The following is a 24,827-nucleotide window of genomic DNA, read 5'->3' on the forward strand; positions in this document are numbered from 1 at the left end:
TTCTGGTGTCACTCCACCTTAGCGGATCGCGCCAGCGGCAGGTAGATGTCGATAAGACTGTCCTGCTCGGGCACGTCCGGGTAGTGCCGGATGCGCTCCAGGAAGGGCGGGGCGTCGGCGCCCTGGTAGCCGCTTGTGGGCAGCCACTGGCCGTAGAGATGGTCGAAGCTCTCCCTGAGCCGGCTGTCGGGGCCCTGGTGCCTGAGCCTGGCGCAGCGCCGGGCCGGCAGGGTGGCGGCCACCACGCCCAGGTCGTTGGGGGCTATGGGGTGGGGGGCCTCGCAACAGAGGGTGAAGCGAAAGTGCTTGGCCGGCACCTGCTCGGGGTCGTCATGGAGGATGTTGAAGGTACGGCTCCTGGCCGGCGGCAGCCGGTTTTCCCGGCGCCAGGCGATAAAGCGGTTTACCGTGGCCAGGATCTGCGCTGGCGGGCCCTGGTGGTGCAGGGCGGCGATGGAGGTTTCGGGAAAATCGACCAGCTCGACCTGGCCTGGCGTGGGGCTTGTCATCAGGGTTCTCCTTTGAGGGGCCTGCAACCAGTGCCAGTCCGGGTTCTTGCGAAAGGCCAGGGGGCTCTTGCCGGTGTGCTGCCTGAAGGCGCGGGCAAAGGCTTCCGGGCTCTCGAAGCCGGCGGCCAGGGCGATGTCGATGACCTTGTCCTGGCGCAGGGCCAGCCGGTGGCCGGCCTTTTTCAGGCGCTGCTGGCGCACATAGGCGCCCAGGGTCAGGCCGAACAGGGCCCGGAACTGGCGGTGGAAGTGAAAGGGAGAGACGCCGGCTATCTGGCTCAGCTCGGCCAGGCCCGGAGCCTGCTCCAGGTGGCTGTCGATATGGCCGAGTACCTTCTCAAAGCGTGTGGGCATGATCTCTCCTTCTGCTACGCCACTGATGATGCCCGGGGGGACGGCGCCAATCCTGACCCATCTTGCGCCTTTGCACAAAAAAAGCCGCCTTCCGGGGAAGGCGGCTTGGCCGGGCAGTAACGAGGGGAGAGGGTTACTGCTTATTGCTTACTACTGACGCTTACCCTTGGTCTTGGCCTGGGCCGTCACGTTGATGACGTCGGAGCAGACATTGCTGCCCTGCTCGCAGACCCGGTAGGCGAAGTCGATGGCGGTGCTGTTGAAGCGGTCGCTGTAGCTGCCATCGTTACGGGTGCTGCCGATGAGCTGGCCGTCGCGGTAGATGTCCACCTGGCGGCCGTTGGCGCCGGACCAGTTCAGCTTGGCGGTGACCTTGTCGCCGTTGACGGTAGCGCTGGCGGACAGGCTGACCGGGGACGCCACGCCGACCTGCTTGGTGATGCTGTGGCTGTCGCCGGCATCGTCGGTCACGGTCAGGGTGACGTCATAGCTGCCGCCCGTGGCGTAGCTGTGGCTGGGGTTGGCCAGGGCAGAGCCGTTGCCGTCGCCGAAGTCCCAGGCCCAGGCGACCACGGCGCCGTCGCTGTCACCGGACAGGTCGCTGAAGGCCACGTTCAGACCGTTGGCGCTGAAGCCGAAGTCGGCGGTGGGCAGCGCGTTCACCGGTGCCGGGTTCACGGTCAGGGTGACCACGGCGTCGCCTGTGGCGCTGGCGCTGTCGGAGGCAGAGGCGGTCACGCTGTGGCTACCCACGCTCAGGCTGGTGGTGCTGACGGTGGCGCCGCTGCCGAGCACGCCGTCGATGTCGGAGGACCAGACCAGGGTGTTGGTGACGTCACCGTCTTCGGCGTCGTTGGCGGAGGCCACGAAGGTCACCAGATCGCCTTGGGTGAAGGTGCTGCCACCCACCGGGGCGCTGATGCCAACGACCGGGGCTGCGTTGCCGGGGGTGCCGCCACTGCCGTCGTGGCTGAAGGTCAGGGCCCAGCGTTCCAGGTTCCCGCTGTTGTTGGACCATTCGTCGATGATGCGCAGGGTCCAGGTGCCGGCGGCGTTTTCACCGTTGAACTCGACCGGGTAGAAGGTCTTGTAGAGGTCGCGGTAGTGCTCGCCCTGCTCGATGCGGTCGAACAGCTCCACCTCGGTACCGTTGGGGGAGATCAGGTGGATCAGCATGTCGTTGGTGTAGCTGTGCTGGATTGCCAGTTCCACGCTCATGTCACCTATGTTCACGCCCAGGGGGACTTCGATGACGCTGGTGGTGGTGCTCAGGTCGGGCAGGGGGACCCGGCGGGCGTTCTCGTAGGACACCACGGTGCCGTCGGTCACTATGTACAGGGACAGCTCCCGGGTGCCGGTCACGCCTTCGGAGTCGGTGGCGGTCACGGTGATCTGGTGGCTGCCCTGGCTCAGGTCGTTGCGGCCGAAGCTGGCACCGGTGCCGATGACGCCGTCGATGCTGGAGGTCCACACCAGGGAATCATTCACCAGGCCTTCTTCCGGATCCGTGGCTTCGGCACTGAAGGTCACCATCTCGCCGGGCAGGTGCAGGGAGTTGTCGATGGGCTCGGCCACGTTGATGGCTGGCGGCAGATTGGCGCCCGGATCGGCAGCGCCGGTGATATCCAGGGTCCAGCTGTTCAGGGTACCGACATCGGCGCCGGCGTTGTCGCTGACGTTCAGCACCCAGTTGCCGTAGGCGTCTTCCAGGTCGAAGTCGGTCAGCTCGTAGCTCATCACCAGATCGTCGGCGGAGCCGCCGGCACGTTCGTGCAGGAACACGGTGCGACCGCTGGGGGAGGTCAGGGTCACGTTCAGATCCGCGATGTAGGTGTGGCTGATATCCACATGGGCGGTAACGGCGGTGATGGTCATGCTGATGGGCACGTTGATGCTGCTGTTGACGCCGGCGGGGGTGTTGTCGGGGATGGCTACGGGCGTGTTGTTGCTGTAGCTGGTGGTGTAGGTGCCCTCGGGGTAGACCTTGAGCAGCACGTCGATGCTCTTGTCTATCTCGCCGTCGACGGCATTCACCCTGATGTTGTAGTTGCCCGGCGCGGTGTCGGTACTGGTCTGCACCGTCATCAGGGTGGAAGCGTCGGCGGCCACCGAGCTGTCGGAGAAGCCGATGGCGGCGTTCAGGCCTGGGGCGTCGGCGCTGAAGCTGGCGTTGCCCTCATAGCCGCCCACGGCGTTCAGGTCGATGGTGAAGCTGGTGGGGGCTCCCTGGTTGACGGTGCGCGACAGCGGCGAGGCCATCAGGTAGTAGCTGGGTCCGCCGGCACCGGCCATGTTCAGGGCGCTTTCCACGTTCAGGCGCTTGCCGGACACCGTCTTGCCGTCCAGGGCGGCAATGGGGTCGCCCGAGGTCATCAGGATGTCCTTGACCTGGGCCGTGGTCAGGCTGGGGTCGGCCGCCAGGATCAGGGCGGCGGCGCCGGCCACATGGGGGGTGGCCATGGAGGTGCCGCTGAAGGTGTCATAGCCGCCGGGGACTGTGGACAGCACGGCGGAGCCGGGTGCGCCCATGTCCACAGACGTCAGGCCCCACTGGGAGAAGCTGGACATGTCGTCGGTGCTGGTGGTGGAGGCGATGGCCATGACGTTGGGCACGTCATAGCTGGCCGGGTAGGAGGGGGCGCTGTCGTTGTCGCGGGCGTCGTTACCGGCGGCGGCGACGAACAGCATGCCGGCGTTGTCGGCAGAGGCGATGGCGTCTACCAGGGTCTGGGTGAAGCCACCACCGCCCCAGGAGTTGTTCAGCACACGGATGTTCACACCGGCGTTCTTCAGGCCAACCATGTAGTCGATGCACTGGACGCCGTCGGCCAGGGTGCCGCCGTTGGGACCCAGGAAGGAGCAGCCGACTATGTCGGTGACCCAGTTGACACCGACCACACCGGTGCCGTTGTTGCCCATGGCACCTATGGTACCGGCCACGTGGGTACCGTGCTGGTCGGTATCCATGGGATCGCCGTTGTCGTTGATGGCGGAAATGCCGTGAACGTCGTCGATATAGCCGTTGCCGTCGTCATCGATGCCGTTACCTGGCACTTCGTTGGGGTTGACCCAGATGTTGGTTCTCAGATCCGGGTGGCTGTAATCGAAACCGGTATCGATCACGCCGACCACGATGTCCTTGGAGCCCATCTGCATTTCCCAGGCCTGCTCGGCCTTGATCATGGGCATGCCCCAGAGGTCGACGAAGCGGGGATCATTGGGGGTGACGGAGGGGTAGAAGCGGTAGTTCAGGTCCGCGTATTCCACCTGGGGATGGCGCTTGAGGCGATCGATCATGGCCTTGGGATCGGCCCCCTTGGGCAGGGCCAGCTGGGCCAGGCGGCCCTTGGCGATGTTGCGGAAGCGGTCATCGACGCCGTCGCCGTTCTTGTCCTTGAAGGAGGCGCCGAACTGGGCGGCCAGCTGCTTGCGCTCGGCCTTCTTGGCGCTTTCCTTGAACTTGACGATCACCGAGGTGGGATCGAAGTCGTCCTTGGGCTCGACCTTCTTGGCGGCCAGTGCCGGCGCGGCGGCGGCCATCAAGGAGGTGGAGAGCATGGCCACCAGCAGGCGGCTGGGGCGGATAGTGGTCGTTGTCATGTGTCTGTCTCCAGTGGTTGGGGGAGCATTCAGAGCGGTTTTCTTGGTTTGTATGCGCTCAAACACATTTAAATTCACAAAACATACACATTAAAAACAAAAAAACTTCATGAAGAGGCGGTGAATCAATCGCATTTTTAGATGCCGCGGGCGGCTTTTAGCCAGGGAAAGGCTCTAAGTTACTGTTTGTTAACATGTTCCCAAGGCGTCATCGGGGCTGGAGGTGATGTGGTTTTGTATGCTTGTGCATACAAATCTGTGATCCTGTTCAAGATTTGAACTGCTGGTCGGAGTAGAGGGCTCAGCGGGGCCAGATCAGCTCGAAACGGGCGCCGCCCAGGGGGCTGTCGGTGACCCGGACCTGGCCATGACCGTTTTCCACCAGGCGGCGGACTATGGCCAGGCCCAGGCCGATGCCGCCGGTGCTGCGGGTGCGGCTGGGATCGAGGCGGACGAAGGGCTCGAAGATCCGTTCCCGCTCCTCGGGGGGGATGCCCGGACCGTCGTCATCCACCAGGATGCGGATCTGCCGGGGCTCGCAATGGCAGTGCAGCTGTACCTGCTGCTGGCTGTAGCGCAGGGCATTGGCCAGCAGGTTGTTGATGATCCATTCGAAATGCTTCTTGCTGGCGCGGATCTGCTCCTCCGGGCCGGCGTTGTCCAGGTTGAGTTGCTTCTGGGGGAACAGCTGGCCCTGCTGGGCGCTGAGCCGCTCCAGCAGGGGCGCCAGCGGTATATCTTCCGGTGGCGCCCGCCTGGGGCTGCCTTCGGCCTTGATGAGCTTGATGATTTCCCTGATCAGCTCGTCGAGCTCGTCCAGGCCCTTGGTGATCCTGTCTTCCAGGCTCGGCCGCTCATCGTCGTCGGCCTCCATCAGCATGTCGAAGGCCAGCTGCACCCTGGCCAGGGGCGCCCGGAATTCGTGGGCCACGGCCTGCATCAGGTTGCGCTGCATGACAATGGCCCGCTGCAGGGCCAGGTTGACCCTGGCCTGGCTGCGGCGGCCGTAGAGCAGCAGGATGATGGTGGCCAGGGCCACCAGGGTGATGATCCAGATGTTGCGGGCAAAGCGCTGCTGCTTGATCACCTCCTCCTGCAGGGCCCGGTCGCGCTCCAGCTGGGCGATTTGCCGGCGGCGCTTTTCGTCTTCAAAGGAGCTGCGCAGCCAGGCCAGGCGTTCGCTGGCGGTCTTGTTGTGGAGGGCGTCATTGACCTGCTTTAAGGCCTTGTGGCTGGCCAGGGCCTGCCGGTAGTCGCCCTTGCGCTCATGGATCCGCGACAGCAGCTCGTGGGCCTCCTTGAGCTGGTTGCGATCGCCGCTGCCCTCGGCCAGGGCCAGGGCCTGGTTGGCCCGGGCCAGGGCGATGTCGATCTGGTCCGTGGCCAGGAAATAATCCGCCAGGCGCAGCCGCCCCCCGGCCTGCAGCGAGACCAGGCCGAGCCGGTCGGCGATGGCCAGGCCACGCTCCAGGTAGCGCCGGGCGGTCAGGGGATCGCCGCGCTCGAGGTGCAGCTTGCCCAGGTTGAGCAGGGCATTGCCGGTGATGTTGCCGTCGCCCAGCTCTTCGCCCAGTTGCAGGGCCCTTTCCAGGTGCTGCTGGGCGGTGTCGGCCTGCTGCAAATGCTGGTAGACGGTGCCCAGGGCATTCAGGGCCTGGGCCATGCCGGTCCTGTCGCCCAGCGCCTCGAATTCGACCAGGGCGTTCGACAGTTGCTTGCGGGCGTCCTGGTGGTCGCCGATATGGTCGTAGGTCAGGCCGATATTGTGGTGCAGTTCGGCGATACCGGCCTTGTCGCCAAGGCGCTCACGGATGCGCAGGGCCTCCTGCTGGCTTTCCAGGGCATCGCCATAGTCGCCCAGGGTGACATGGATCCCGGCAATGTTGTTGAGGGCGGTGGCCAGCTTGGCTTCCTGGCCCATCTCCCTGTGGGTATCCCTGGCCTTGCTGAAGTGATCCAGGGCCAGCTGGTATTCGGCCTTGTCGCTGTAGATCAGGCCCATGTTGTTGTAGGTGGTGGCTATGGAAGAGGGCTGGTTCAGCGCCTTGGCCACCTGCAGCGCCCGGTGGTAATGGTCGAGGGCCTGATCGAGCCTGCTCTGGCGCCAGTAGATCAGGCCGGTCACGTTGAGGGGGACCACCAGCAGGGCCTGATCGCCCTGGGCCTCGGCCACCGCCAGGGCCCGTTCGCCCAGGCTGGCCGCCTGGTCGAAATCGCCCAGCATCATCTGCGCCCAGGCCATGTTGCTGAGCACCATCATCTCGGTTTCGGGATCCGGGTGCTTGGCCAGCTGGTCTAGGGCCAGGCGGCCGAACTCGAGGGTCTTGTCGGGGGCCGTGCCGCGGTGGGCCGCGGCCAGCTCCAGCAGTTCCTGGGCCCGGCTTGGGGGCGATTGTTCGATGCCGGGCGAGGGGGGGGCCGGTTGATCGGATGGAATGAACAGGAGGATGAGGGCCAGTATCATCCCCAGTCCCAACAGGAGCCATGAGTGTCGGGAAAGGGGGGCCATGGCGGTCAGTGCTCCACGGCCAGTACGTAGCCCTTGCCACGTATGGTCTTGATCAGGCAACTGCCCCTGGCGTCGTCGCCCATCTTACGGCGCAGGTGGGAAACCCGCAGGTCGATGGTGCGTGGGGTACTGTCATAGCCCAATGCCTTGAAGTGGTCGCAGATCCCGTCCCTGTCCTGGACCTGGTTGGGGTGGCTGGCCAGCAGCCAGAGCAGCTCGAACTCGGCCGTGGTCAGCTCCAGATCCCTGCCGTGCAGCGTCGCGCTGCGGGCCACCTTGTCCAGGGCCAGCGCCTTGAGCTGGATATGGAGGTCGGCATTGCCGGGGGCCTGCTGACTTACGGAAGCCAGCATCTCATAGCGGCGCAGCAGGCTGCGGATCCGCGCCAGCAGTACCCGGGAGCGTACCGGCTTGGCGATATAGTCGTCGGCGCCGGTCTCCAGGCCGGCCACCTCGTCGATGTCGTCCTCCAGGCCGGTCAGCATCAGGATGGGGCCGGGGTAGTCACTGCGGACCTGGCGGCAGATGGAGAGGCCGTCGAGGTCGGGCAGCATCACGTCCAGCACCACCAGTCGCGGCCGCTCATCGACAATGCGCCGGGCGGCGCGGGCGCCATTGGCCTCGGTGCGCACCTCGAAACCGTTCTTGGTCAGGAACTCGCTGAGCAGCTCGGAAAGCTCCTGGTCGTCGTCAACCAGCAGGATCCAGTCGTTGAGATTCATGGCATGTCTTGTGGGTCGTCGTTAGAGCGATTGTATGTGAATGCACATGGAATTAACAAATCGGCCGGGCGCCTGGCCCTGGCCATGCGACCCTGGGCGGCTAACCCAGGAGGCGCAGCAGGGCGTTCAGAGACTCCCCACCCTGTGGCGTGAAGGCCCAGGCCAGCACGCTGAGGTTGAAGGCCACCGTCAGGGCGAAGGTGAACCTGAAGGCCTGCTTGCACAGCTTGTGGCGCAGCTGCTGCTGGGCCACCCAGGCGCCGGGCCAGCCGCCCAACAGCGCCAGCAGGTGCAGGGTGTTTTCCCGCAGGCGCTGGCCGCCTTTCCTGGCGGCCGCCTTGTCGGTGGCGTACACGGCGAAGGTGAGCAGGCTGGCCAGCAGGTAGCAGTAGAACAGCGCCAGGGGGCGGCCGTTGGCGCTGAGCGCGGCGGCCAGGGACAGCATGAAGGTGGCGACCAGGGCCAGCCGATGGGGAAAGGGGCGGGGGGTGACCACGTTCCTGGCCCTGGGCCGACCCTGTTTGTCGTGGCCCAGGCTGTAGGTGACCACTTGCCCCTTGGCGGGGCGCCGGTGGCCCTTCTGGACTCCTTTTACGTGCACGAAGACCGGCTTTTCTCCGTCCATGGGGGTGATGAAGCCAAAGCCTTTGTCGTCGTGCCAGGTGGTGATGATGCCCTGGTGTTTCATGTGTCGGCTTACCGCGCTGGGAACTATGACCCCTTGTCCTTAATGCTACTGCAAAAAGCGGTCCTCATCATCCGGGCAGGCCTCGATGGCTTTGGGCTTGTTTTCCTTGTCCACGGTCCAGCATTCGTCATAGATGGAGCAGTAGCAGATATCCACACTCAACCGTTCGCTTTCGGTATCCAGATAGGCGGCGATGAACTCCTGGTTGGTGGTGGACAGCGGCGTGATGCTCTGCTGGGCGGGCAGGGTGCGGCCGCCGACATGGGACTGGCTGATCTGGTTGCTGTTGCCCACCAGGTTTCTCATCAGCTCCTGCCATGTTTTCAGCGGCTTGCCGTCGTAGGTCACCTTCACGTACTTGATCAGGGCCGGGCCTGTGCCGTTGTTGGCGACGCCATAGCTGAAGGCTCCGTATTCCTCGCGGCGGCTGTCTGCTTGGGCGCTGTCGCCCTGGGCCTTTTCCGGGGCGGCTGCCCGGTTTAACGAAAAGCTTCGGTAGAGTTCCAGCCTGGGCCACACCGAGGCCCTGGCATAGGCGCGGTCGATATAGGCGGAGTAGACCCCCACGAACACCGCCACCAGGCTCACCAGCAGGGCCGACAGGCCGATGATCATCTCCGGGCTCTGGTACCACTTCTTCTTTTCCATGGGTGCTCCTTGATGCAATTCAGGGCTGGCGGCCGGGTTCGAAGCCGTCGTAGCGGGGCAGCTTGGCGTCCATGTCTTCCCAGTTGGCCTTGGAGGACACGAAGTTATGGGATAGCGGGCGCTCGCTGATGTCGCTGTCCAGCAGCCCCAGGCGGATGCGCACCCGGCCGGGATCCTGGTCGTTGCTGCTGTAGACGGGACTGCCGCAAACCGAGCAGAAATGGCGGTTGCGGCCCGGCTTGAAGGCGAAGGCGCTGAGCCTGTCCCGGCCGCGGCTCACCTCGAAATCGCCGGCCTGCACAAAGCCGTTGGTGGCGAAGGCGGTGCCGCTGCTTTTGCGGCAAAGGGAGCAGTGGCAGTGGATGATGTCGCTGATGGGACCCTTGATGGTCACGGCCACGGCGCCGCACAGGCATTGTCCTTGGTACATGGTCCTTTCCGTTTCAAACGGGTTGCAAGAGCAGCAAGGTAACACCTTGATAAGCGGCCATAAAGGCCGCTTGTCCCAGGTTGTGGCGAAGGGGGCTTCAGGCGCTCCTGGCCTCTGGCGCGTGTCGGCTGACCAGGCGCCGGTACAGGCCGCCGTCCTGGGCGGCCAGCTCGTCGTGGCGGCCCTGCTGCACCAGGCGGCCCCTGTCCAGGACGATAACCCTGTCAGCCTTGGCGATGGTCGAGTAGCGGTGGGCGATCATCAGGGTGGTGCGGCCCTGCATGAGGTTGTCGAGGGCGCCCTGGACCAGGGTTTCACCGGCCGAGTCCAGGGCACTGGTCGCCTCGTCGAGGATCAGGATCCGGGGGTTGCGCAAGATGGCCCGGGCAATGGCGATGCGCTGTTTCTGGCCGCCGGACAGCTGCACGCCCCGGTCACCGACCAGGGTGTCGTAACCGTTTGGAAAGGCGGTGATGAAGTCGTGGGCGTTGGCCAGCCTGGCCGCATCGAACACCGCCTGGGGTGAGACGTCTTCGTCCCGGGCACCGTAGGCGATGTTCTCGAAGATGCTGCTGGAAAACAGCGACGGCTCCTGTTCGACGATGGCGATCTGCTGCCGAAGTCGCACACTGTCCAGGAGCCTGGCGTCAATGCCGTCGAAGCGCAGCCGGCCATCGGTTGGCTGGTAGAAGCCCAGGATCAGGCTGGCAATGGTGGACTTGCCGGCACCGGAGGGGCCGATCAGGGCCACCTTTTCTCCTTTGCCGATGTGCAGGTTGAAGTCCGTCAGGGCGTTGCGACCGGGGCGTTCCGGGTAGGCAAAGGTGACGGCCTCGAACTGGAGCTCTCCTTGCAGATAGGGCCCTTCAGACGATGGCGGCGGCGCCGGAGCGCCGTCGACGATAGCAAAGATCCGTTCGGTCGCCCCTATGGCCTGCATCCAGTCGCTCCAGAAGCCGCTGATGGCACCCGCCGAGGCGGCCACCATGCCGGCATACAGGACGAAGCTGGTGAGCTCGCCCATGGTCAGGGCGTCCTGGGCGATGAGCCGGCCTCCCAGCCACAGGGTGAACAGCAGGGCCAGGTAGACCAGGAAGGTGGAAAAGCCCTGGAAGCCGGCCAGGTAGCGGGTCTTGGCCAGGGCGTCGGCCAGGACGGCAGCGGTCTTGGCCCTATAGTGCTGCTGGGCCTTGTGCTGGCGGTTGAAGGCATGGACCAGGCGGATGTTGGCGAAATTCTCATGGGCGACCTTGCCGGCGTCGGCGTGACGGTCCTGGATCTGCTCGGCACGGAGCCGGATGCCTTCGCCGACCCGCTTGCCGAGGTAAAGGATGGCCGGGATAAAAAGCAGCAGGGCGATGCTCAGCAGCGGCGAGGTCAGCAGAAGCAGCGCCACCCCGCCCACGCATACCAGCAGGGATCGCAGCGAAATGGCCAGGCCCATGGTCAGGGTGTCGTGCAGCACCTCGACATCGGCGGACAACCTGTTGGTCAGCTCGCCGACGTTGTGCCTGTCGTAGAAGGCGATGGGCTGGCTCAGCAGGGCGCGGTGCACCTGATTGCGAACCCGGTTGACCAGCATCAGCCCGGTCGATTCGAACAGGTAGTAACGCAGCGCCGTTGCCCCGGCCTGGACCAGCAGCAGGGCCGCCATGGCCACGGCAAAGAGGCTGAACCATTGCGGATCCTGTACGCGGTCGACATTGTCGATGAAATGGGACAGGGCCTGGGGGTAGCTCAGCTGGATGACGATGGTGGCCAGCATGACCAGCAGCCCGCCCAGCAGGCGCAGTCGAAAGGGGGCGACGAGTTCGAGGCGCCGGCGGTGGGCGCTGGCCTGTTTGGCGTTACGGCTCATGCCACCGACTCCAGTTCGTCGCCGAATTCCGCCATCTGCTCGATGAAGCTCTGCCAGTCGGCATCGCCGATCATGCCCCCGGCCTGCAGCTGCCCCTGGTGATCGAGAAACAGATAGAAGGGCGAGGCCAAGGCCGGGTTCAGCTGCTTGTAGGCCCTGCCGCTCACCTTGAGGGCCAGGGCCATCAGCGGGCCGTCACCGAGAAACTCTTCCAGGCGGCCCTTGCGCTCGGTGGTGAGCAGCCACAGATCCAGGCCGGCCGGCCCGAGCCGCGGCACCAGGGCGGCAATTTCCGGCAGCTTTTCACGGCACTTGGGGCAGCGGCTGGACAGGAACAGCAGCACACTGGCCCTGCCGCTGTGGTCCAGGGACATGGCCTGGGCGTCGGCAAGCCGCTTGCCCCGGATTTCGGGAACCGCATCGCCGGGGGCGAAGGCCAGGGCCGTGTCCTGGGGCGGCGGATTGCGCATCAGCTGCAGGATACGGAAGGTCAGCTTGAGATTGATGGCGACGCTGACCGACAGTATGGCCAGGATGGTGTAGATGAGGGTGCTGTCGGTCATGCTCGTCCCCTGCCGGAATGGAACAGCAGCTCCATGGTGTCGTGGAAGTAGATGGTGAAGACGGCCAGGACCAGGGCGGTTCCCGCCAGGGCGGCCTGGGTCGACGCCGCCAGGGCCGCGGGTTCGGCTCCCTGGGCAAGATAGCCGGCCATGGTGAGGATCAGCGCCAGGTTGCGGATGAAATCGTAGGCCGAGACCGGCCTGTCGCTGTCGCCGAAACAGCTGCAGCGAACCTGGCCGGCCTGCAGGCGCCGCCAGGCCAGTGCCAGGGTGAACAGGCCAAGGCTGGCCAGGGCCAGGGTCATGGCAGGCTGGCCCAGGGCCGGTGCGGCCAGTAGGACAACAGACAAAGTCGCCTCGAACAGGATCAACAGCGCGCCGGCGGCCCGTGCCAGGTGCGGTGGGAAGCGGAAGGACTCCACCAGGTTCAGGCTGAACGTCCGCAAGGCGGTGAGCTTGCCCAGGGCCGAAAAGGCGAATACCAGGCCGACGACCAGGCGGGTCAACTCGGCCAGCAGGGAAGGTTCATGCATCGGGCAGCGTCTCCTGGTGCCATTGGCCATTCAGGGCCTCCATGGTCCGGGTGCGGACCCTCAGGGAGCGGGTGGCGGCGATCAGGGCGTCGTGCCAGGGCTGATCGTCGGCGCTGCGCTGGCCGCCGCCCACGATGCCCTGCAGGCACAGCGACAGCTCCCAGGCCAGCCTTTCCACTTCCTCGTGGCGGCGGATGTTCAGTCCCAGTGCATGCAGCTCGTCGCCGGTGATGGCGTAGTCGTGGGAGTGGTAGCCGAACATCAGGGCTGCGACGATGCCGTCGAGCCTTTCCCGGTCGGCCCCCGGTAACTGGGATCCCAGCAGCTCCCGGCCGATCTGCTTCAGCTCCAGGGTGCTGCGATAGAAGGCGGTCAGGGTCGGCGGGAAGATACTCTGGCACAGCAGCGACAGGGACTGGGCTCTTGCCTCGTCGGGGTCGACACCGAACCAGTCTCTGCTCATCTCCCCGAACTGGCGGATGTCCTCGCAGGACATGGCGCTGCTCTCGCCCTGGCCGGCCGAGCCGTGCAGATGGGGATCGATGGGCGAAAAGAGCGCCAGATCGCCGGCGATGATCTCGTCCCCGGCCAGGGCCAGTATGGTCCCCGAGGATTGGCAGTGATAGGGAACGATGAAGGCCAGGTGATCGCTGAAGCGACGCAGCAGCAGGGCCATACGGCGCACGGCGTTGATTTCGCCGCCCCTGGCCTGCAGTACCACGTCCAGCCGGCGCTGCCGGCCCATGTCGTTGAGCTGGGCGTACAGGGCGGGCAGGAGTTCCATATCGAGATGGGAGGCGCAGAGCACCAGCACGCGGCTGTCCCTGGCACCTTCGAGTTCCCTGAGTGCTGATGTGGCCGGGAAGGCTACTGACTGCGGCATTGGGCCTCCTTGACCAGGGTGTCGGCCAGGGCCGCCATCAGCCCCAGCTCCGGGACCAGTTGTTCGACATAGAGGAACTGGCCGTTGGGGTTGTTTTCCAGGAAGACGTAGTCGTCGTCCGGCGTGACGATGAGATCCAGGGCGCTGTAGTTAAGGCCATAGCCGGCCACGAAGTCGCGGCAGCGCCGTTCGATCTCGGGGGGCAGGGTGGTCCTTTCGTAGCGGATCTGGGCCGACATGTCCCTGGAATCGATCCGGGTGCGCGGATCGTCCTGGGAATGTAGCTTGGCGGCGAAAACCTGGTCGCCGATGACCGTCACCCGCAGCTCGTGCTGTTTATGGACGTATTCCTGGAAATGGCAGGGCAGTTCGCTGACCGCATCCAGGGCGTCCAGCATGTCCTCGGTGACCAGGGTGGTGGCGAGGCCATCGGCGATCCTGTCCTTGTCGGCGACTTCGTCGGCGGCCAGATGGGGTGTGGACAGGGACTTGAAGATGATGTCGCTGCCCACCTCGGCCTGGAAGCGGCGCACCGTGTCGGGGCAATTGCTGACGATGGATCTCGGTACCCTGAAGCCGGCCCCCTGGGCACGCTTGAGTTGTTCACCTTTCCACATGGCGCCGCGCATCTTGACGGGGTGGCTCATCCAGAAGCAGTCCAGGGCATAGAGCCAGCCGAACATGGCCTGGTCGGTTTCCTGCCTGGCGAAGGCGGCCTCCTGGGGCGACAGATCATCGCTCAGGAAGGCATAGTCCGCCGGCTTACGCATCCACACGGCACCGACCTCATCCAGGGCAATGCGCTTTTTGGTGGGGATATGTTCGAGGTAACCGCCGCAATGGCCGGCATGAACGGATTGGACGATACGGTAATCTTTGGGGAAATGGTCCAGGTTGACCCGGAAAGGGAGCTGGCCCCTGGCTTTCAGCAGCGGCTCCATGAGATCCGCATGGAGATCGCAGCTGTTCGTTATGATCAGGATTTTCTTTGGCATGGGCTTGGCGACTTGGAGGAAGAAAAAAGCCTTGAGGCAACCCCAAGGCTTTCACGACTCGGTTTGCGCTTAGCAATACATGCCGGCATCTTTTCCGAAACGCCAGTCGTCAGCCCTGGCCCAGGGGCCGGAGCAGCCGGCGGTGGCCACGTTGTCGCGAGCCTGCCACTTCTCGCCGGACTTCACTTCCTGCTTCTTCTCGGCCAGTTTGAAGGCGAACAGCTTGGTGTTTTTCTGCTGGTTCATAATCCATTCCTTGATCTGTTTGGTTTAATGTGGTCGAGCTTTTAACAAACTCGTAACCAAGCTAATTCCCGTTTTTTAGGGCGTCAATATGGCGATTGCAAAATAGCCCGAAGGTATTATTTTAATTAAGCAGGAATGATTTCGGCATTTGTTTTATTGCCTAGTTTCAAGGTTAGAGATTGGTAGAAACAGTCATAAAAAACGGCCGGGTGGCAGCCAAAGCCGTTCAGATGGTTTCGTAAAGCAGCTTGCTCAGCATCAGCGCGCAGACGCCCAGCGATGGGTTGGGACATCCAGGAGGATGTCCATGTGGGATTTCGCTATTGGCCAGGATTGACTTGGCCCGCTCGACGGCTTGGCACAAGACCCCTTTCCTTAATCAGGCGTTAGTACCTTTAAGATCAGCAGCTTATCCAAGTTCTATGGATGCGACCTTGCCGCCCACCGCCAGGGCCAGCTCCTGGAGAATGCGCTCCTCAATCTGCGACAGGCCGCCTTCCACCAGCTCCATGGGCTGGATGGTCCAGGACGGGCCGCGCTTGAACAGGCCCAGGGCGCCCAGTTTGTCGGCGCCTTCCTTGAGGCAACCGGCGGCGGCGTCGAAGTTGCCCACCAGCAGCCGCTGGCTGCTGTACGGGCTTTGCGGCTCGACGGTAATGGTGCGGCCGTCGCCGCTCAGCACCATCTTGTCGCGGTAGATCTTCAGCATTATCTGCATGTTTTTGTTCTGTTTCTGACAATGAGGGCAGGATGATAGCGAAACGGGAGCGGAGCCGAAACGGTGCGGCGCAATAGGTCCGGGTTGTGGTGCCCAGGGGGAAGAAGACGGCGCTCCACCACTGTGAAACGCCGCCTGCCGGCTCAGGTGAGATCAAAGCGGTCCAGGTTCATCACCTTGGTCCAGGCCGCCACGAAGTCCTGGGCGAACTGCTGTTTGGCATCGGCACTGGCGTAGACCTCGGCGATGGCCCTGAGCTGGGCGTTGGAACCGAAGATGAGGTCGACCCGGGTGCCGGTCCATTTCAGCTCGCCGCTTTTGCGGTCCCGCCCTTCGAACAGCGCTTCGTCCGCCGAGGTCGGCTTCCATTCGGTAGCCATGTCGAGCAGGTTGACGAAGAAGTCGTTGCTGAGGGTGCCAGGCCGGTCGGTGAAGACGCCGTGGGGGCTCTGGCCGACATTGGCGCCCAGCACCCGCAGGCCGCCGATAAGCACCGTCATCTCTGGCGCGGTCAGGGTCAGCAACTGGGCCCTGTCCACCAGCAGCTGCTCGGCCGGGACGGCGTACCTGGCCTGCTGGTAGTTGCGAAAGCCGTCCGCCACCGGCTCCAGCACCGCGAAGGAAGTCTCGTCGGTCTGCTCCTGGCTGGCGTCCATGCGCCCCGGCGAGAAGGGCACCGTGACGTCGACGCCGGCATCCCGGGCCGCCCGTTCGACCCCGGCGCCACCGGCCAGGACGATGAGGTCGGCCAGGGAGAGCTGCTTGTTGCCGGCCTGGGCGGTGTTGAAGTCGCTCTGGATCCCTGCCAGCACCTTGAGCACCCTGGCCAGCTGTGCCGGCTGGTTGACGGGCCAGTCCTTCTGGGGCGCCAGGCGGATGCGGGCGCCGTTGGCGCCGCCGCGGTTGTCGGAGCCGCGGAAGGTGGAGGCCGAGGCCCAGGCGGTGGACACCAGCTCCGACACCGACAGGCCGGAAGCCAGCACCTTGGCCTTGAGGTCGGCCTGATCGCTGTCGTCGATCAGCTCGTGGTCCAGGGCCGGGATGGGATCCTGCCAGATGAGGTCCACGTCCGGTACTTCCGGGCCCAGGTAGCGGGCGCGGGGGCCCATGTCCCTGTGGGTCAGCTTGAACCAGGCCCGGGCGAAGGCGTCGGCGAACTGCTCCGGGTGCTGGTGGAAGCGCCGGGCGATTGGCTCGTAGGCGGGGTCGAAGCGCAGCGACAGGTCGGTGGTGAGCATGGTGGGCATGTGGCGCTTGGCCGTGTCGAAGGCGTCCGGGATCTCGCCGGCGCCGGCACCGCCCTTGGGCCGCCACTGGTGGGCGCCGGCCGGGCTCTGGGTCAGCTCCCAGTCGTAGCCGAACAGATTGTCGAAGTAGTAGTTGCTCCACCGGGTCGGGGTCTGGGTCCAGGTGACCTCCAGGCCGCTGGTGATGGTGTCGCCGCCCTTGCCGCTGCCGTGGGCGCTTATCCAGCCCAGGCCCTGCTCGGCGATGCCGGCCGCCTCCGGCTCCGGCCCCACCTGTGCCGCGTCGCCGGCGCCGTGGGCCTTGCCGAAGGTATGGCCGCCGGCGATCAGCGCCACCGTTTCCTCGTCGTCCATGGCCATGCGGCCGAAGGTCTCGCGGATGTCCCTGGCGGCGGCGATGGGATCGGGATTGCCGTTCGGCCCCTCCGGGTTGACGTAGATGAGGCCCATCTGCACGGCGGCCAGCGGCTTTTCCAGGTCGCGGTCACCGCTGTAGCGCTTGTCTTCCAGCCAGGTTGTCTCCAGGCCCCAGTAGATGTCCTGTTCCGGCTCCCAGAGGTCGGCGCGGCCGCCGCCGAAGCCGAAGGTCTTGAAGCCCATGGACTCCAGGGCGACGTTGCCGGCCAGGATCATCAGGTCGGCCCAGGACAGGCCACGGCCGTACTTCTGCTTGATGGGCCAGAGCAGGCGGCGGGCCTTGTCGAGGTTGGCGTTGTCGGGCCAGCTGTTGAGGGGGGCGAAGCGCTGGTTGCCGGTGCCACCGCCGCCACGGCCGTCGCCGCTGCGGTAGGTGCCGGCACTATGCCAGGCCATGCGGATGAACAGGGGGCCATAATGGCCGAAGTCCGCCGGCCACCAGTCCTGGGAATCGGTCATCAGGGCGTGCAGATCCTGCTTCACGGCCATGTAGTCGAGCTGCTTGAAGGCCTCGGCGTAGTTGAAGTCCGCCCCCATGGGGTTGGACTTGGCGCCGTGCTGGTGCAAGACGCTCAGGTTCAGCTGGTTAGGCCACCAGTCCTGGTTGGACGGGCCGGCACCGGCCGGGCGGTGAAACGGGCATTGGTTTGCGGACATGGGGGGCTCCTCGGGGGCTCAAGGCGATGTCATCCAAGAGCTTTTTATAGTTCCCCCAAGGCGCCCCTGCCCAACCTGGATTATCGATTGTTTCGATGGGTTTTGTTGTTGCTGGATGAGTTTTTTGGTTTAGCGGGTTGCCTTGTTGAGGCTGACAGCGCCGCGCTAAGGAGTGACTAACGCAACGCCAAGGTCTCGGCGATGTACCTTAGCCACCATCTTCAGCACATACTAAAAATGCCATGCGTTACGAATCGCTCTTTAACGCTTCCCTGTGCAATTTTTCACCGTGTGCTTGAACAGCCAATAAGTAACAAGCCACTGTAATATCAAATGAAATACACATTGTTGCATACCAGTCCGGGGCAAAACTGGAGCCTACACCAAACAAATGGAGAACGGTGTCCCAGACAGGATGTAGAAGCCAACCTAAAGCCAATAAATACATGCCACGACTTTTGGACAGGATGAAGAAAACGCCGTAAATCAGCACGCCTACGGATTCAATCCCCACCCAACTTAGATTCGAATCCAGAGCAGCAAAGCCCACGTAGATCAGTGAAGCAATGATCAGCGCATAACCAAAAATATTGAGGCGTGACTCAGGAGGCTTCTGACGCGCAAACCTGATTAGTGCAGCGCTTCCAATTACCCCGGCTACAAGCCAAAAGATCACTTCCATTATTGCCATTTCCTCCAATTGCATAACGCCCCAGGGAAGTGTCCCGCCCGCAGGATGAGGTCCAGAACATACTACAACTACTGGTTGTTTAGTGCCCAGGCTTCGCGCGTCATTCGGTATAGCCGCACCGGCCTGTTATGAAACTCATGGAGCGTGTAGCCACTGAACCCCGCTTTCTCGGTCACCCTGACGGAAGCGGTATGTGCAGGCTCGATAATAACCACTACCGACTCACAGTGTTTTTGAGCGAAGGCATACCGCAACACGCCTTTAACCGATTCGGTTGCAAACCCCTGATCCCAGAACCTTGTCGCCAAGCGGTAACCCAGGTTGATTTCCTCAACCTCTTCGACCAACTCAGGCCCAACACCACAGAAGCCAATGAGCTCACCCGAGCCTTTCTCCGACAAGGCCCAAGGGCCTATTCCGTGGGAGGCGTAACATTCCAGGCACCAGTCTATAAATCTGCGGGTCGCTTCCTCGTCGCAAACGCCGCGAACGGAATAGTTCATGACCTCCGGGTCGCTCAGAATGTCAGTGAGTGCTGGAAGATCCTGCTGGGATAACTGCCTTGCGATCAACCTTTTTGTTTCAAACAATGGCACCGAATTCTCCCTGTGCATGACGTCCAACCATGGAGCTGAAAAAACGTGGCTAAAATGTGTGGCGACGCGTGTCCGTTAAAGCGGGGGAGGTCCAGTGGCGACAACAGCGCCTTGTTATAGCTTTGCGTAATATGGGTTGTCCATAACGAATAGAATTCTGATTTTACCATCAATAATTATGACTACCTCGTCGTTCCATGAATCATAAGACATTTCAGCAAGCTGAGAGAGACTTGTTTTCCATGAGTTTGTGCCTTCGAACTTCCAATTCATTGGTTCTTTAGCTTCAAACTCAATTTGTTCTGCTTGTTTGAAAAGATGCTCATTTGCTGTCAAGAATGAAGAAAATGTCTCCAAAAAAGCGCTTCTATGCTCTCTTTCTTTTAATTTATGGATATCAACCTCGTGCGGCAGATTTTCCAACCTAAAGTCTCTATTATTTAAATTAAGCATCGCTAGTACCAGTTGAGCTATAACGCCTGCATTTGCGGCTGGTTTGCAGCGTAGCGGAAAACCAGTCCGAAAACACGCGCTTGTTAAGCATTTTTAGTGAAGGAGCGTTCAATTTCATAGCCTAACTCTGATCCTCGCTCACCAAACATGCTGACATATTTCTTTAACTCGGCAGATCCTGCACCACCAAAGACTAGTTTATTAAGCGTAGCTCTTACTCCAAATTGATTTTTTAGGTTTTCAAGAGGATTGCCCTGAGTGGCTATCTTGAAAATTCCCATTCCTGCTTCCATTGTCACAGGTTTATTTTTAGCGCCAAACCCAATCTTTTTATCTATATACTGGCTTACCGAGTCAAGTTGCCTTCTGTAATCCAAAAGCCTTTTTGTATCGTCTGCACTCATTGCATTCTGGAACATTTTTAACCAATCACGAAGTGACTGAAAGTCATCTCTCATTTGTAACGCCGTAGTGATCAATTGATCAGCAGAACTTGCCTCTTGAATTACTCTAATAGGCAATGCTGGGATATTAACGTATGCAGAAAATAATGAGTCATTGCCATAGATTTTCTTTGTTACTTTCAGTTTCTGATCTTCTAAAAAGGTAGTGAGTTGATGAAGAGCATCAGCGGCAGGAAGCAAAAAGCCTGAGTTTAAAAATAGTCTTTTTCGCAAAGGGTGGGGTGTATAACCTTTTTCGTATACAAAGCTTCTGGCACACATGCCAGCCCCACCCCATAAAGTTGCGGATAAAAGAGGGTCGGGTGTTTGTCTATTAGTATTCCAGCCATCAACATTCTCCTGATGAGAAAGCCGCAAAGATTCCGTAGAGCATATATGGTCAACGATCCGATCACGAGGGGCTGCAATTCTTTCAGGCTCAGACAAAAATGGATATGCTCGTACAACACCTAGATTCTTTGCTTCTAGTATTGGGCTATGAACTCTTTCCCATGAATATGTGAATTTTTTCTCGACTAAAATTTCATCACGAAGAATGAGATCCGAAATGAAATCAAATAGAGCCTCTGTTTGAATGATGGCGCTAGATATAGGCTGATAAGAATGCGCTTCGCCGTTAAAAACAATTTCACCGGCGTCTTCGTGATCAAGCCCCTCATTAAATAGAGCTGTTATATCCTGTAGCGACCAGTTGTCTGAAACTACTCCTTGAGCCATTGACTCTCCATATGCTTAACGCTGCCAGCAGAGGCCGCCGTGGCTTTTAGGGGCGAAGCCCCGTCCGGCGGTCCTTTTGCCTGGCCTTGTTAACTGTTGATGACTGCATTTTTTTTGTAGACTATTTTAGTTCTACGCCAAAAAGGAAAGAATATTAAACCCGTAGTAGAACCGTCGACCCACCGCCCATTCTCGAGACTTTGAACCACCCACTTATGGGCCACACTCCCCTTTTTGCTGATTCTTAGGCGGCACTTATTACTTAGCCCCCATGCAAAGCAATTTAATGCTTCATTAATATCTTCAAACTCCTCGTGCCAACCTTCAAAACCTATGGTGCAGGACTCACCATTGTTGGTTGCCCAAACTGTAAATCCACCTTCTGGACTTACAGAAATCCTATCTCTGTCCTCATCTGGGGTTAGTTGAGGATACTTCTTTAATCTTTCTTTGATCTCGGCGATTATGTTCATTCTTCGTGTACAGTTAACGCTGCCAGCAGAGGCGCAGCTTGCTGCGTCCTACTGCCTGGCCTTGTTAGCTTTCGCTTCCTCGATCCTTTTCGATAAATCCAATTCAATTACTGCTAGAGACTCCGCCAAAACCTCTCCTAGAACTTTTAAGAACTCTATAGATTTTCCGACATATTCTGAGTCTGGCCAGCTAAAGCTTGATGCTGGGTGAGCAATACTATTTCTTACATCCATAAGTTTGTTGAGATATGCTTCGGCATCTTTCTTTGCTTTTGCAGGGTCATGAGTTTCTAGGAATAGCTGGAGCTTTGCTTGTTGGCTAATTTTTTCCCAAATATTATTAATGCCAACCCTTTTGAACAGGTCACTAATAATTTTTGGTCTCATATTTTCAGAGGTTATTGATAGGCAGTTCGTATTTATTGACTCCAATTCAACGTCGTCAGCCAGATTGTCTGAAAGGACTTTAATGAATGACCTTACCCCTAGGTCACCATGACCATACTTTCTTGGATTTGCAATAACCTCAGCTGTTAAGCGGACATGGTTTTCTCTCATTTCTTTTGGGAGATAACTATACTTTTCTGCTTTGTCTGCAATATTATTACATAGCTCTTCAAATGTTAGGCGGACAAAATTTTCAAATTTCCCTGACACATATAAAAGCAATGTGCCATTTAGAACAACCAGGTTTGCTCGATTTACCTTTGAAATTTCATGAAGTGCAGCTGCATGAGAAAAAAATACATCTTCCTCTGCAACTTCAGAGTCACCTATACCAGCAAAGTCTTTAACGGAACCGGTTAAAGCCAATAAAGCGCTAACCTTGTTCAAGTCAGAGTGGTATTCAGGGAGAGTGCTATACATATTTACTCCCTATTTAGCAGTTAGAATATCTTTGGCGAAATCGACTCTTTCTCTAATAGCTTCTGCTGTATTTCCTTTGCCTATTAATGTTTCGTACTGTTTGGTGTCAGGATCAATATCGGCGAGGATAGTTTTTATATCCCGAGCGCACTTCAAGTTATTCTTATCAATGAGCTCATATGCAACCATAAAAGCGTCATACATAGGTCGACTTAACTTCCCAGTACTTGGTATTCGGAAAGTTTGATCTCCAAATATTTCATAAAGTCCATCTATAGACCTTTTAAATTGCTCTGCGAGCTTTTCTTTTTCTGCCTCATCGATAAACTGATATGCCTTGCTTGTTTTATCGAGTATTGACCGAAGAGATCCTCCAAGGTTTTCAAGTATGAGGCGCTTAATACCGAAATAGCGAAGAATAAGCTCACAATCTGCCATGCTTTTATAGAGGGCGTTTTTAAGCAGTGCGCTACTAGGTTCAATTTCCTCACCTTCTTGGTACGAAGGAATCTTCCAAATATTGGTGAATGTATCGTATCGTGATAGTTCGCCTAGAAGATCGTTAAATTGCCCTGGATATAACGCATTCCTAAGCTCTTGTGGATTCAGTTGCACGCCGCCCGTATTTAGTCTTTTGAATAGAATTTTCCTAATATCAACGCCGGATTCATCCTCTTTAGTGGTTTCCGCCAATAAGACTATGGCGTTAATAGTTCTTCGTGATAGCCCACGCTGAATAACAGTGGGTAAATCATGAAATCGTAACCCTTCTAATTCCTTCCAAAATTCAAGAGACTTTAAAGGAAACTCATTGTTCATAAAGCTTCTAAGGGTATCTATACGCTGCCGTCCATCCATGATTTCATATTGATTGTAATCATTCTCAAAGAGGAACACTGATGGAACGGGTATGTTCATTAGAAAAGATTCAATAAGTTGTGAACGCTTTTTTATATCCCATCTATGCCTACGCTGGTATTTTGGTGATGCGTTTATGTACTCTCTATCTTCAAGAGACTGCTTGAGATGGTGTAAAGTAAAATCCATTGATGTGCGAACAACACGAAGTTGACTTTCACTGTATTTTTTCTCAAGTGAAATTTCTTCCTTAGTGGCGGTAGTACCGGTTTCATCTTCAGAATCAAACCACTCTGCGACTTCGTCGTCATCAATTTCAAATAAATCTTTATCTTGTGTCATTTTAACTCCTAGTGTGAGATGACGAATGGAAACCTAACGCTGAATATATGGCCCTTGCAAGGCTCCTTACCTTGCAAGAAGTACCAGATGCTTTCTAAAACGACAATGAAAACATCAACATAGCACTGTTACTCCCGTTCGGGAAGGCGCTGCTACCTTGTAAGGTACCAAGGAGGGACCATGTATAAGCGCAGCAGGAAATATCAGGGCAGGGGCGGTACCGGCGGTCACGACGGTTCGGAGAGCGGCTTTTTGCACAATGACGAGCTGCCCGAGCTGAGACGGGTGTTGGACGTCACCGATTACGATTCCGGCAAGGCCGTTACGCACCGTTTCGAGCTGTATCGGAGCAACCGCATCGATTGCTATGACGTTTATGTGGATGGCCGACTCTGGAAGAAGCGTATCGGCTGGAGCCGGGTACTGGCCGGGTTGAGAAAGGCCATGCCGAGATGCCGGGCTCCGGATTAACTCCGTCACCCGTCCTCAAAGCATGTCCGAGCCGGTTATCCATCCACCTGTGAATAACAACGGCAAAGGCTCAATGGAAGGGGCTCCCCTGTTGTTAATCCCTTATCCGGTACAGATTGACGGTGACCTTTTTCAGCTCCGCCTCGGGAAGAAAACGGTCCGAGATGGTGAGGATGGCGTTGAGGTTGTTGCGCAGCTTGTCCAGGTCGACCGGGCCCGGATTGATGGCGGTCTGCAGCAGGTGCAGGGCCATGTCGCCAAGCAGGATACGCTGTTTTTCCAGCCAGTCGGCATCCCCTTCCACCGCCGGGTGGGCCAGGCAGCTTTCCTCAACGAGGGCGTGCAGCGTCCAACTGGTGTCGATCAGCGCCTTGCGGGCTTGGTCATCCATTGCTTCCTGCTCTCCTTTCAGGCCTATCTTGTTTGCTCATGGCTCGGCCCAGCCTTGGTCGCCAGCACAAAGCAGTAGTCGCCAAGGTCATTCTCATGGTCCGCCATCACCTGGCGGATGTCACCGCTGGCGATATCGGCTTCCAGGCGGGCCAGACCGCCTTGCAGTTCGTGTTTGGAACAGAGATTGCGGAACGACGAAATGCCGTTGCGCACCTGCTCGCTGAGATACATTGCCGGGCGCTGCTTGCCGCTGTACAGGAAGAAGTCCTGTAAGCCTGGCTCGATGAAAAAGGGCTGCACCCGGTCGATTGTCATGCCGGCCAGGGCGAGGGCGCGTTCGACCCGCTCCAGGGACGGCATCTGTTCGCCTGATCTCGCCATCATGTCCGGGAAGTAGTGATTCAGCCAGTATCCCCGCATCTGTTCGGGGGTCGAGGTGAACAGCACGAAACGCCCCTGATCGGTGATGACCCGGGCTATCTCGGCAAAGGCGCGGTCGAGGTCGGGAAAATGATGAATGGCCAGGGTGCAGGTAGCACCGTCGAAGCAGTCGTCTTGGAATGGCAGCCTTTCAACATCGCCATGCCGCCATTGGAGCCCGGGCGCCTTGAGGCGGGCCTCGGCGAGCATGGTCTCGGATTGATCGACCGCGTACCAGGTACCGCCGGCGCCGCCCAGCTTGGCGGTGTAGTTGCCGGTGCCGCAGGCCACGTCCAGGTACTTGCCCGTCGAAACGGGTGCCAGGTGGGAGATCAGGGCAGCGAGGATGCCCGGATCGGCCCTGCGGGTGATGTCGTAGCCGTCGCCGATTTTGTCATAGATTGCCGTCATGCTTTCTCCTTGCCGCCAGACATATGGCTGTATCCAGGTGGCGCTTCTTTCCTGCTAAGGCCCGGGTGTGGTGGGCGCTTCAGCCCAGCCAGGC

General features: G+C 59.7%; 25 protein-coding genes. 1 reads left to right on the forward strand and 24 read right to left on the reverse strand.

The window, feature by feature from the left end; genetic code table 11:
* Positions 1–8 precede the first annotated feature (8 nt).
* The 22 genes from WDB71_RS05705 to WDB71_RS05810 all read right to left on the reverse strand — a co-directional run bounded on the left by WDB71_RS05705 (position 9) and on the right by WDB71_RS05810 (position 23,038).
* Positions 9–863 carry an AraC family transcriptional regulator gene (locus tag WDB71_RS05705; RefSeq protein ID WP_341503670.1) on the reverse strand — a complete coding sequence of 285 codons (855 nt, stop codon included), beginning with the start codon at positions 861–863 and terminating at the stop codon, positions 9–11.
* 150 nt (positions 864–1,013) lie between these two features.
* Positions 1,014–4,463, reverse strand: a complete 3,450-nt coding sequence (locus WDB71_RS05710; RefSeq protein WP_341503671.1) for a S8 family serine peptidase — start codon at positions 4,461–4,463, stop codon at positions 1,014–1,016.
* A gap of 301 nt (positions 4,464–4,764) precedes the next feature.
* Entirely contained in the window at positions 4,765–6,927 is a 2,163-nt protein-coding gene (locus WDB71_RS05715; protein ID WP_341503672.1) for a tetratricopeptide repeat protein, read from the reverse strand.
* A gap of 50 nt (positions 6,928–6,977) precedes the next feature.
* Positions 6,978–7,694, reverse strand: coding sequence for a response regulator transcription factor (locus WDB71_RS05720; protein ID WP_341503673.1), 717 nt, complete (start codon positions 7,692–7,694; stop codon positions 6,978–6,980).
* A 100-nt stretch (positions 7,695–7,794) separates the two neighbouring features.
* Positions 7,795–8,382 carry a DUF1294 domain-containing protein gene (locus tag WDB71_RS05725; RefSeq protein ID WP_341503674.1) on the reverse strand — a complete coding sequence of 196 codons (588 nt, stop codon included), beginning with the start codon at positions 8,380–8,382 and terminating at the stop codon, positions 7,795–7,797.
* Between the two features lie 45 nt (positions 8,383–8,427).
* Positions 8,428–9,030 carry a hypothetical protein gene (locus WDB71_RS05730; RefSeq protein ID WP_341503676.1) on the reverse strand — a complete coding sequence of 201 codons (603 nt, stop codon included), beginning with the start codon at positions 9,028–9,030 and terminating at the stop codon, positions 8,428–8,430.
* A 19-nt stretch (positions 9,031–9,049) separates the two neighbouring features.
* A complete protein-coding gene (locus WDB71_RS05735; RefSeq protein WP_341503677.1) occupies positions 9,050–9,460 on the reverse strand; it encodes a GFA family protein in 411 nt (136 codons plus the stop codon).
* A gap of 97 nt (positions 9,461–9,557) precedes the next feature.
* The gene (locus WDB71_RS05740) at positions 9,558–11,318 is read right to left on the reverse strand and encodes an ABC transporter transmembrane domain-containing protein (protein WP_341503678.1); all 1,761 of its coding nucleotides are present in this window, start codon (positions 11,316–11,318) and stop codon (positions 9,558–9,560) included.
* The gene (locus tag WDB71_RS05745) at positions 11,315–11,881 is read right to left on the reverse strand and encodes a hypothetical protein (protein ID WP_341503679.1); all 567 of its coding nucleotides are present in this window, start codon (positions 11,879–11,881) and stop codon (positions 11,315–11,317) included. The genes WDB71_RS05740 and WDB71_RS05745 overlap by 4 nt, the downstream gene beginning before the upstream one ends.
* Positions 11,878–12,414: a MauE/DoxX family redox-associated membrane protein gene (locus WDB71_RS05750; protein ID WP_341503680.1), complete on the reverse strand. Its 537-nt coding sequence runs from the start codon at positions 12,412–12,414 to the stop codon at positions 11,878–11,880. Before WDB71_RS05750 ends, WDB71_RS05745 begins: the two co-directional genes overlap by 4 nt.
* On the reverse strand, positions 12,407–13,297 hold the full coding sequence (locus WDB71_RS05755; protein ID WP_341503681.1) for a hypothetical protein: 891 nt from the start codon (positions 13,295–13,297) through the stop codon (positions 12,407–12,409). Before WDB71_RS05755 ends, WDB71_RS05750 begins: the two co-directional genes overlap by 8 nt.
* The gene (locus tag WDB71_RS05760; protein WP_341503682.1) at positions 13,282–14,292 is read right to left on the reverse strand and encodes an MvdC/MvdD family ATP grasp protein; all 1,011 of its coding nucleotides are present in this window, start codon (positions 14,290–14,292) and stop codon (positions 13,282–13,284) included. Before WDB71_RS05760 ends, WDB71_RS05755 begins: the two co-directional genes overlap by 16 nt.
* Positions 14,293–14,361: 69 nt before the next feature.
* Positions 14,362–14,538, reverse strand: a complete 177-nt coding sequence (locus WDB71_RS05765; RefSeq protein ID WP_341503683.1) for a hypothetical protein — start codon at positions 14,536–14,538, stop codon at positions 14,362–14,364.
* 125 nt (positions 14,539–14,663) lie between these two features.
* A complete protein-coding gene (locus WDB71_RS05770) occupies positions 14,664–14,831 on the reverse strand; it encodes a hypothetical protein (protein WP_341503684.1) in 168 nt (55 codons plus the stop codon).
* A gap of 116 nt (positions 14,832–14,947) precedes the next feature.
* On the reverse strand, positions 14,948–15,256 hold the full coding sequence (locus WDB71_RS05775; protein ID WP_341503685.1) for a hypothetical protein: 309 nt from the start codon (positions 15,254–15,256) through the stop codon (positions 14,948–14,950).
* A 143-nt stretch (positions 15,257–15,399) separates the two neighbouring features.
* Positions 15,400–17,577 carry a catalase/peroxidase HPI gene (gene katG / locus WDB71_RS05780; RefSeq protein WP_341503686.1) on the reverse strand — a complete coding sequence of 726 codons (2,178 nt, stop codon included), beginning with the start codon at positions 17,575–17,577 and terminating at the stop codon, positions 15,400–15,402.
* 247 nt (positions 17,578–17,824) lie between these two features.
* Positions 17,825–18,259 carry a DUF6010 family protein gene (locus WDB71_RS05785; protein WP_341503687.1) on the reverse strand — a complete coding sequence of 145 codons (435 nt, stop codon included), beginning with the start codon at positions 18,257–18,259 and terminating at the stop codon, positions 17,825–17,827.
* Between the two features lie 77 nt (positions 18,260–18,336).
* The gene (locus WDB71_RS05790; protein ID WP_341503688.1) at positions 18,337–18,864 is read right to left on the reverse strand and encodes a GNAT family N-acetyltransferase; all 528 of its coding nucleotides are present in this window, start codon (positions 18,862–18,864) and stop codon (positions 18,337–18,339) included.
* Positions 18,865–18,978: 114 nt separating this feature from the next.
* Positions 18,979–19,287, reverse strand: a complete 309-nt coding sequence (locus WDB71_RS05795) for a hypothetical protein (RefSeq protein WP_341503689.1) — start codon at positions 19,285–19,287, stop codon at positions 18,979–18,981.
* Positions 19,288–19,400: 113 nt separating this feature from the next.
* Positions 19,401–20,498 carry a hypothetical protein gene (locus WDB71_RS05800; RefSeq protein WP_341503690.1) on the reverse strand — a complete coding sequence of 366 codons (1,098 nt, stop codon included), beginning with the start codon at positions 20,496–20,498 and terminating at the stop codon, positions 19,401–19,403.
* Positions 20,499–21,019: 521 nt separating this feature from the next.
* On the reverse strand, positions 21,020–21,838 hold the full coding sequence (locus tag WDB71_RS05805; RefSeq protein ID WP_341503691.1) for a HEPN domain-containing protein: 819 nt from the start codon (positions 21,836–21,838) through the stop codon (positions 21,020–21,022).
* 9 nt (positions 21,839–21,847) lie between these two features.
* On the reverse strand, positions 21,848–23,038 hold the full coding sequence (locus tag WDB71_RS05810) for a DUF262 domain-containing protein (RefSeq protein ID WP_341503692.1): 1,191 nt from the start codon (positions 23,036–23,038) through the stop codon (positions 21,848–21,850).
* Between the two features lie 180 nt (positions 23,039–23,218).
* On the opposite strand from WDB71_RS05810, the gene WDB71_RS05815 reads away from it, so the two are divergent.
* On the forward strand, positions 23,219–23,509 hold the full coding sequence (locus WDB71_RS05815) for a hypothetical protein (protein ID WP_341503694.1): 291 nt from the start codon (positions 23,219–23,221) through the stop codon (positions 23,507–23,509).
* 94 nt (positions 23,510–23,603) lie between these two features.
* Here WDB71_RS05815 and WDB71_RS05820 read toward each other — a convergent pair whose 3' ends face one another.
* Both WDB71_RS05820 and WDB71_RS05825 read right to left on the reverse strand, forming a co-directional pair.
* Positions 23,604–23,900 (reverse strand): hypothetical protein, encoded by a 297-nt coding sequence (locus WDB71_RS05820; RefSeq protein ID WP_341503695.1) that lies wholly within the window; start codon positions 23,898–23,900, stop codon positions 23,604–23,606.
* A gap of 23 nt (positions 23,901–23,923) precedes the next feature.
* A complete protein-coding gene (locus WDB71_RS05825; RefSeq protein WP_341503696.1) occupies positions 23,924–24,733 on the reverse strand; it encodes a class I SAM-dependent methyltransferase in 810 nt (269 codons plus the stop codon).
* Positions 24,734–24,827: the final 94 nt, after the last annotated feature.

The sequence above is a fragment of the Gallaecimonas sp. GXIMD4217 genome, from assembly GCF_038087665.1.
Classification (GTDB): domain Bacteria; phylum Pseudomonadota; class Gammaproteobacteria; order Enterobacterales; family Gallaecimonadaceae; genus Gallaecimonas.

Coding starts and splice junctions, on each gene's coding strand:
- WDB71_RS05725 (WP_341503674.1), bottom strand. CDS start 8,382: ATGAAACACCAGGGCATCATCACCACCTGGCACGACGACAAAGGCTTT.
- WDB71_RS05740 (WP_341503678.1), bottom strand. CDS start 11,318: ATGAGCCGTAACGCCAAACAGGCCAGCGCCCACCGCCGGCGCCTCGAA.
- WDB71_RS05785 (WP_341503687.1), bottom strand. CDS start 18,259: ATGGAAGTGATCTTTTGGCTTGTAGCCGGGGTAATTGGAAGCGCTGCA.
- WDB71_RS05730 (WP_341503676.1), bottom strand. CDS start 9,030: ATGGAAAAGAAGAAGTGGTACCAGAGCCCGGAGATGATCATCGGCCTG.
- WDB71_RS05815 (WP_341503694.1), top strand. CDS start 23,219: ATGTATAAGCGCAGCAGGAAATATCAGGGCAGGGGCGGTACCGGCGGT.
- WDB71_RS05825 (WP_341503696.1), bottom strand. CDS start 24,733: ATGACGGCAATCTATGACAAAATCGGCGACGGCTACGACATCACCCGC.
- WDB71_RS05810 (WP_341503692.1), bottom strand. CDS start 23,038: ATGACACAAGATAAAGATTTATTTGAAATTGATGACGACGAAGTCGCA.
- WDB71_RS05755 (WP_341503681.1), bottom strand. CDS start 13,297: ATGCCGCAGTCAGTAGCCTTCCCGGCCACATCAGCACTCAGGGAACTC.
- katG (WP_341503686.1), bottom strand. CDS start 17,577: ATGTCCGCAAACCAATGCCCGTTTCACCGCCCGGCCGGTGCCGGCCCG.
- WDB71_RS05745 (WP_341503679.1), bottom strand. CDS start 11,881: ATGACCGACAGCACCCTCATCTACACCATCCTGGCCATACTGTCGGTC.
- WDB71_RS05715 (WP_341503672.1), bottom strand. CDS start 6,927: ATGATACTGGCCCTCATCCTCCTGTTCATTCCATCCGATCAACCGGCC.
- WDB71_RS05710 (WP_341503671.1), bottom strand. CDS start 4,463: ATGACAACGACCACTATCCGCCCCAGCCGCCTGCTGGTGGCCATGCTC.
- WDB71_RS05800 (WP_341503690.1), bottom strand. CDS start 20,498: ATGGCTCAAGGAGTAGTTTCAGACAACTGGTCGCTACAGGATATAACA.
- WDB71_RS05705 (WP_341503670.1), bottom strand. CDS start 863: ATGCCCACACGCTTTGAGAAGGTACTCGGCCATATCGACAGCCACCTG.
- WDB71_RS05770 (WP_341503684.1), bottom strand. CDS start 14,831: ATGTCCCAACCCATCGCTGGGCGTCTGCGCGCTGATGCTGAGCAAGCT.
- WDB71_RS05760 (WP_341503682.1), bottom strand. CDS start 14,292: ATGCCAAAGAAAATCCTGATCATAACGAACAGCTGCGATCTCCATGCG.
- WDB71_RS05750 (WP_341503680.1), bottom strand. CDS start 12,414: ATGCATGAACCTTCCCTGCTGGCCGAGTTGACCCGCCTGGTCGTCGGC.
- WDB71_RS05735 (WP_341503677.1), bottom strand. CDS start 9,460: ATGTACCAAGGACAATGCCTGTGCGGCGCCGTGGCCGTGACCATCAAG.
- WDB71_RS05765 (WP_341503683.1), bottom strand. CDS start 14,538: ATGAACCAGCAGAAAAACACCAAGCTGTTCGCCTTCAAACTGGCCGAG.
- WDB71_RS05720 (WP_341503673.1), bottom strand. CDS start 7,694: ATGAATCTCAACGACTGGATCCTGCTGGTTGACGACGACCAGGAGCTT.
- WDB71_RS05805 (WP_341503691.1), bottom strand. CDS start 21,838: ATGTATAGCACTCTCCCTGAATACCACTCTGACTTGAACAAGGTTAGC.
- WDB71_RS05820 (WP_341503695.1), bottom strand. CDS start 23,900: ATGGATGACCAAGCCCGCAAGGCGCTGATCGACACCAGTTGGACGCTG.
- WDB71_RS05775 (WP_341503685.1), bottom strand. CDS start 15,256: ATGCAGATAATGCTGAAGATCTACCGCGACAAGATGGTGCTGAGCGGC.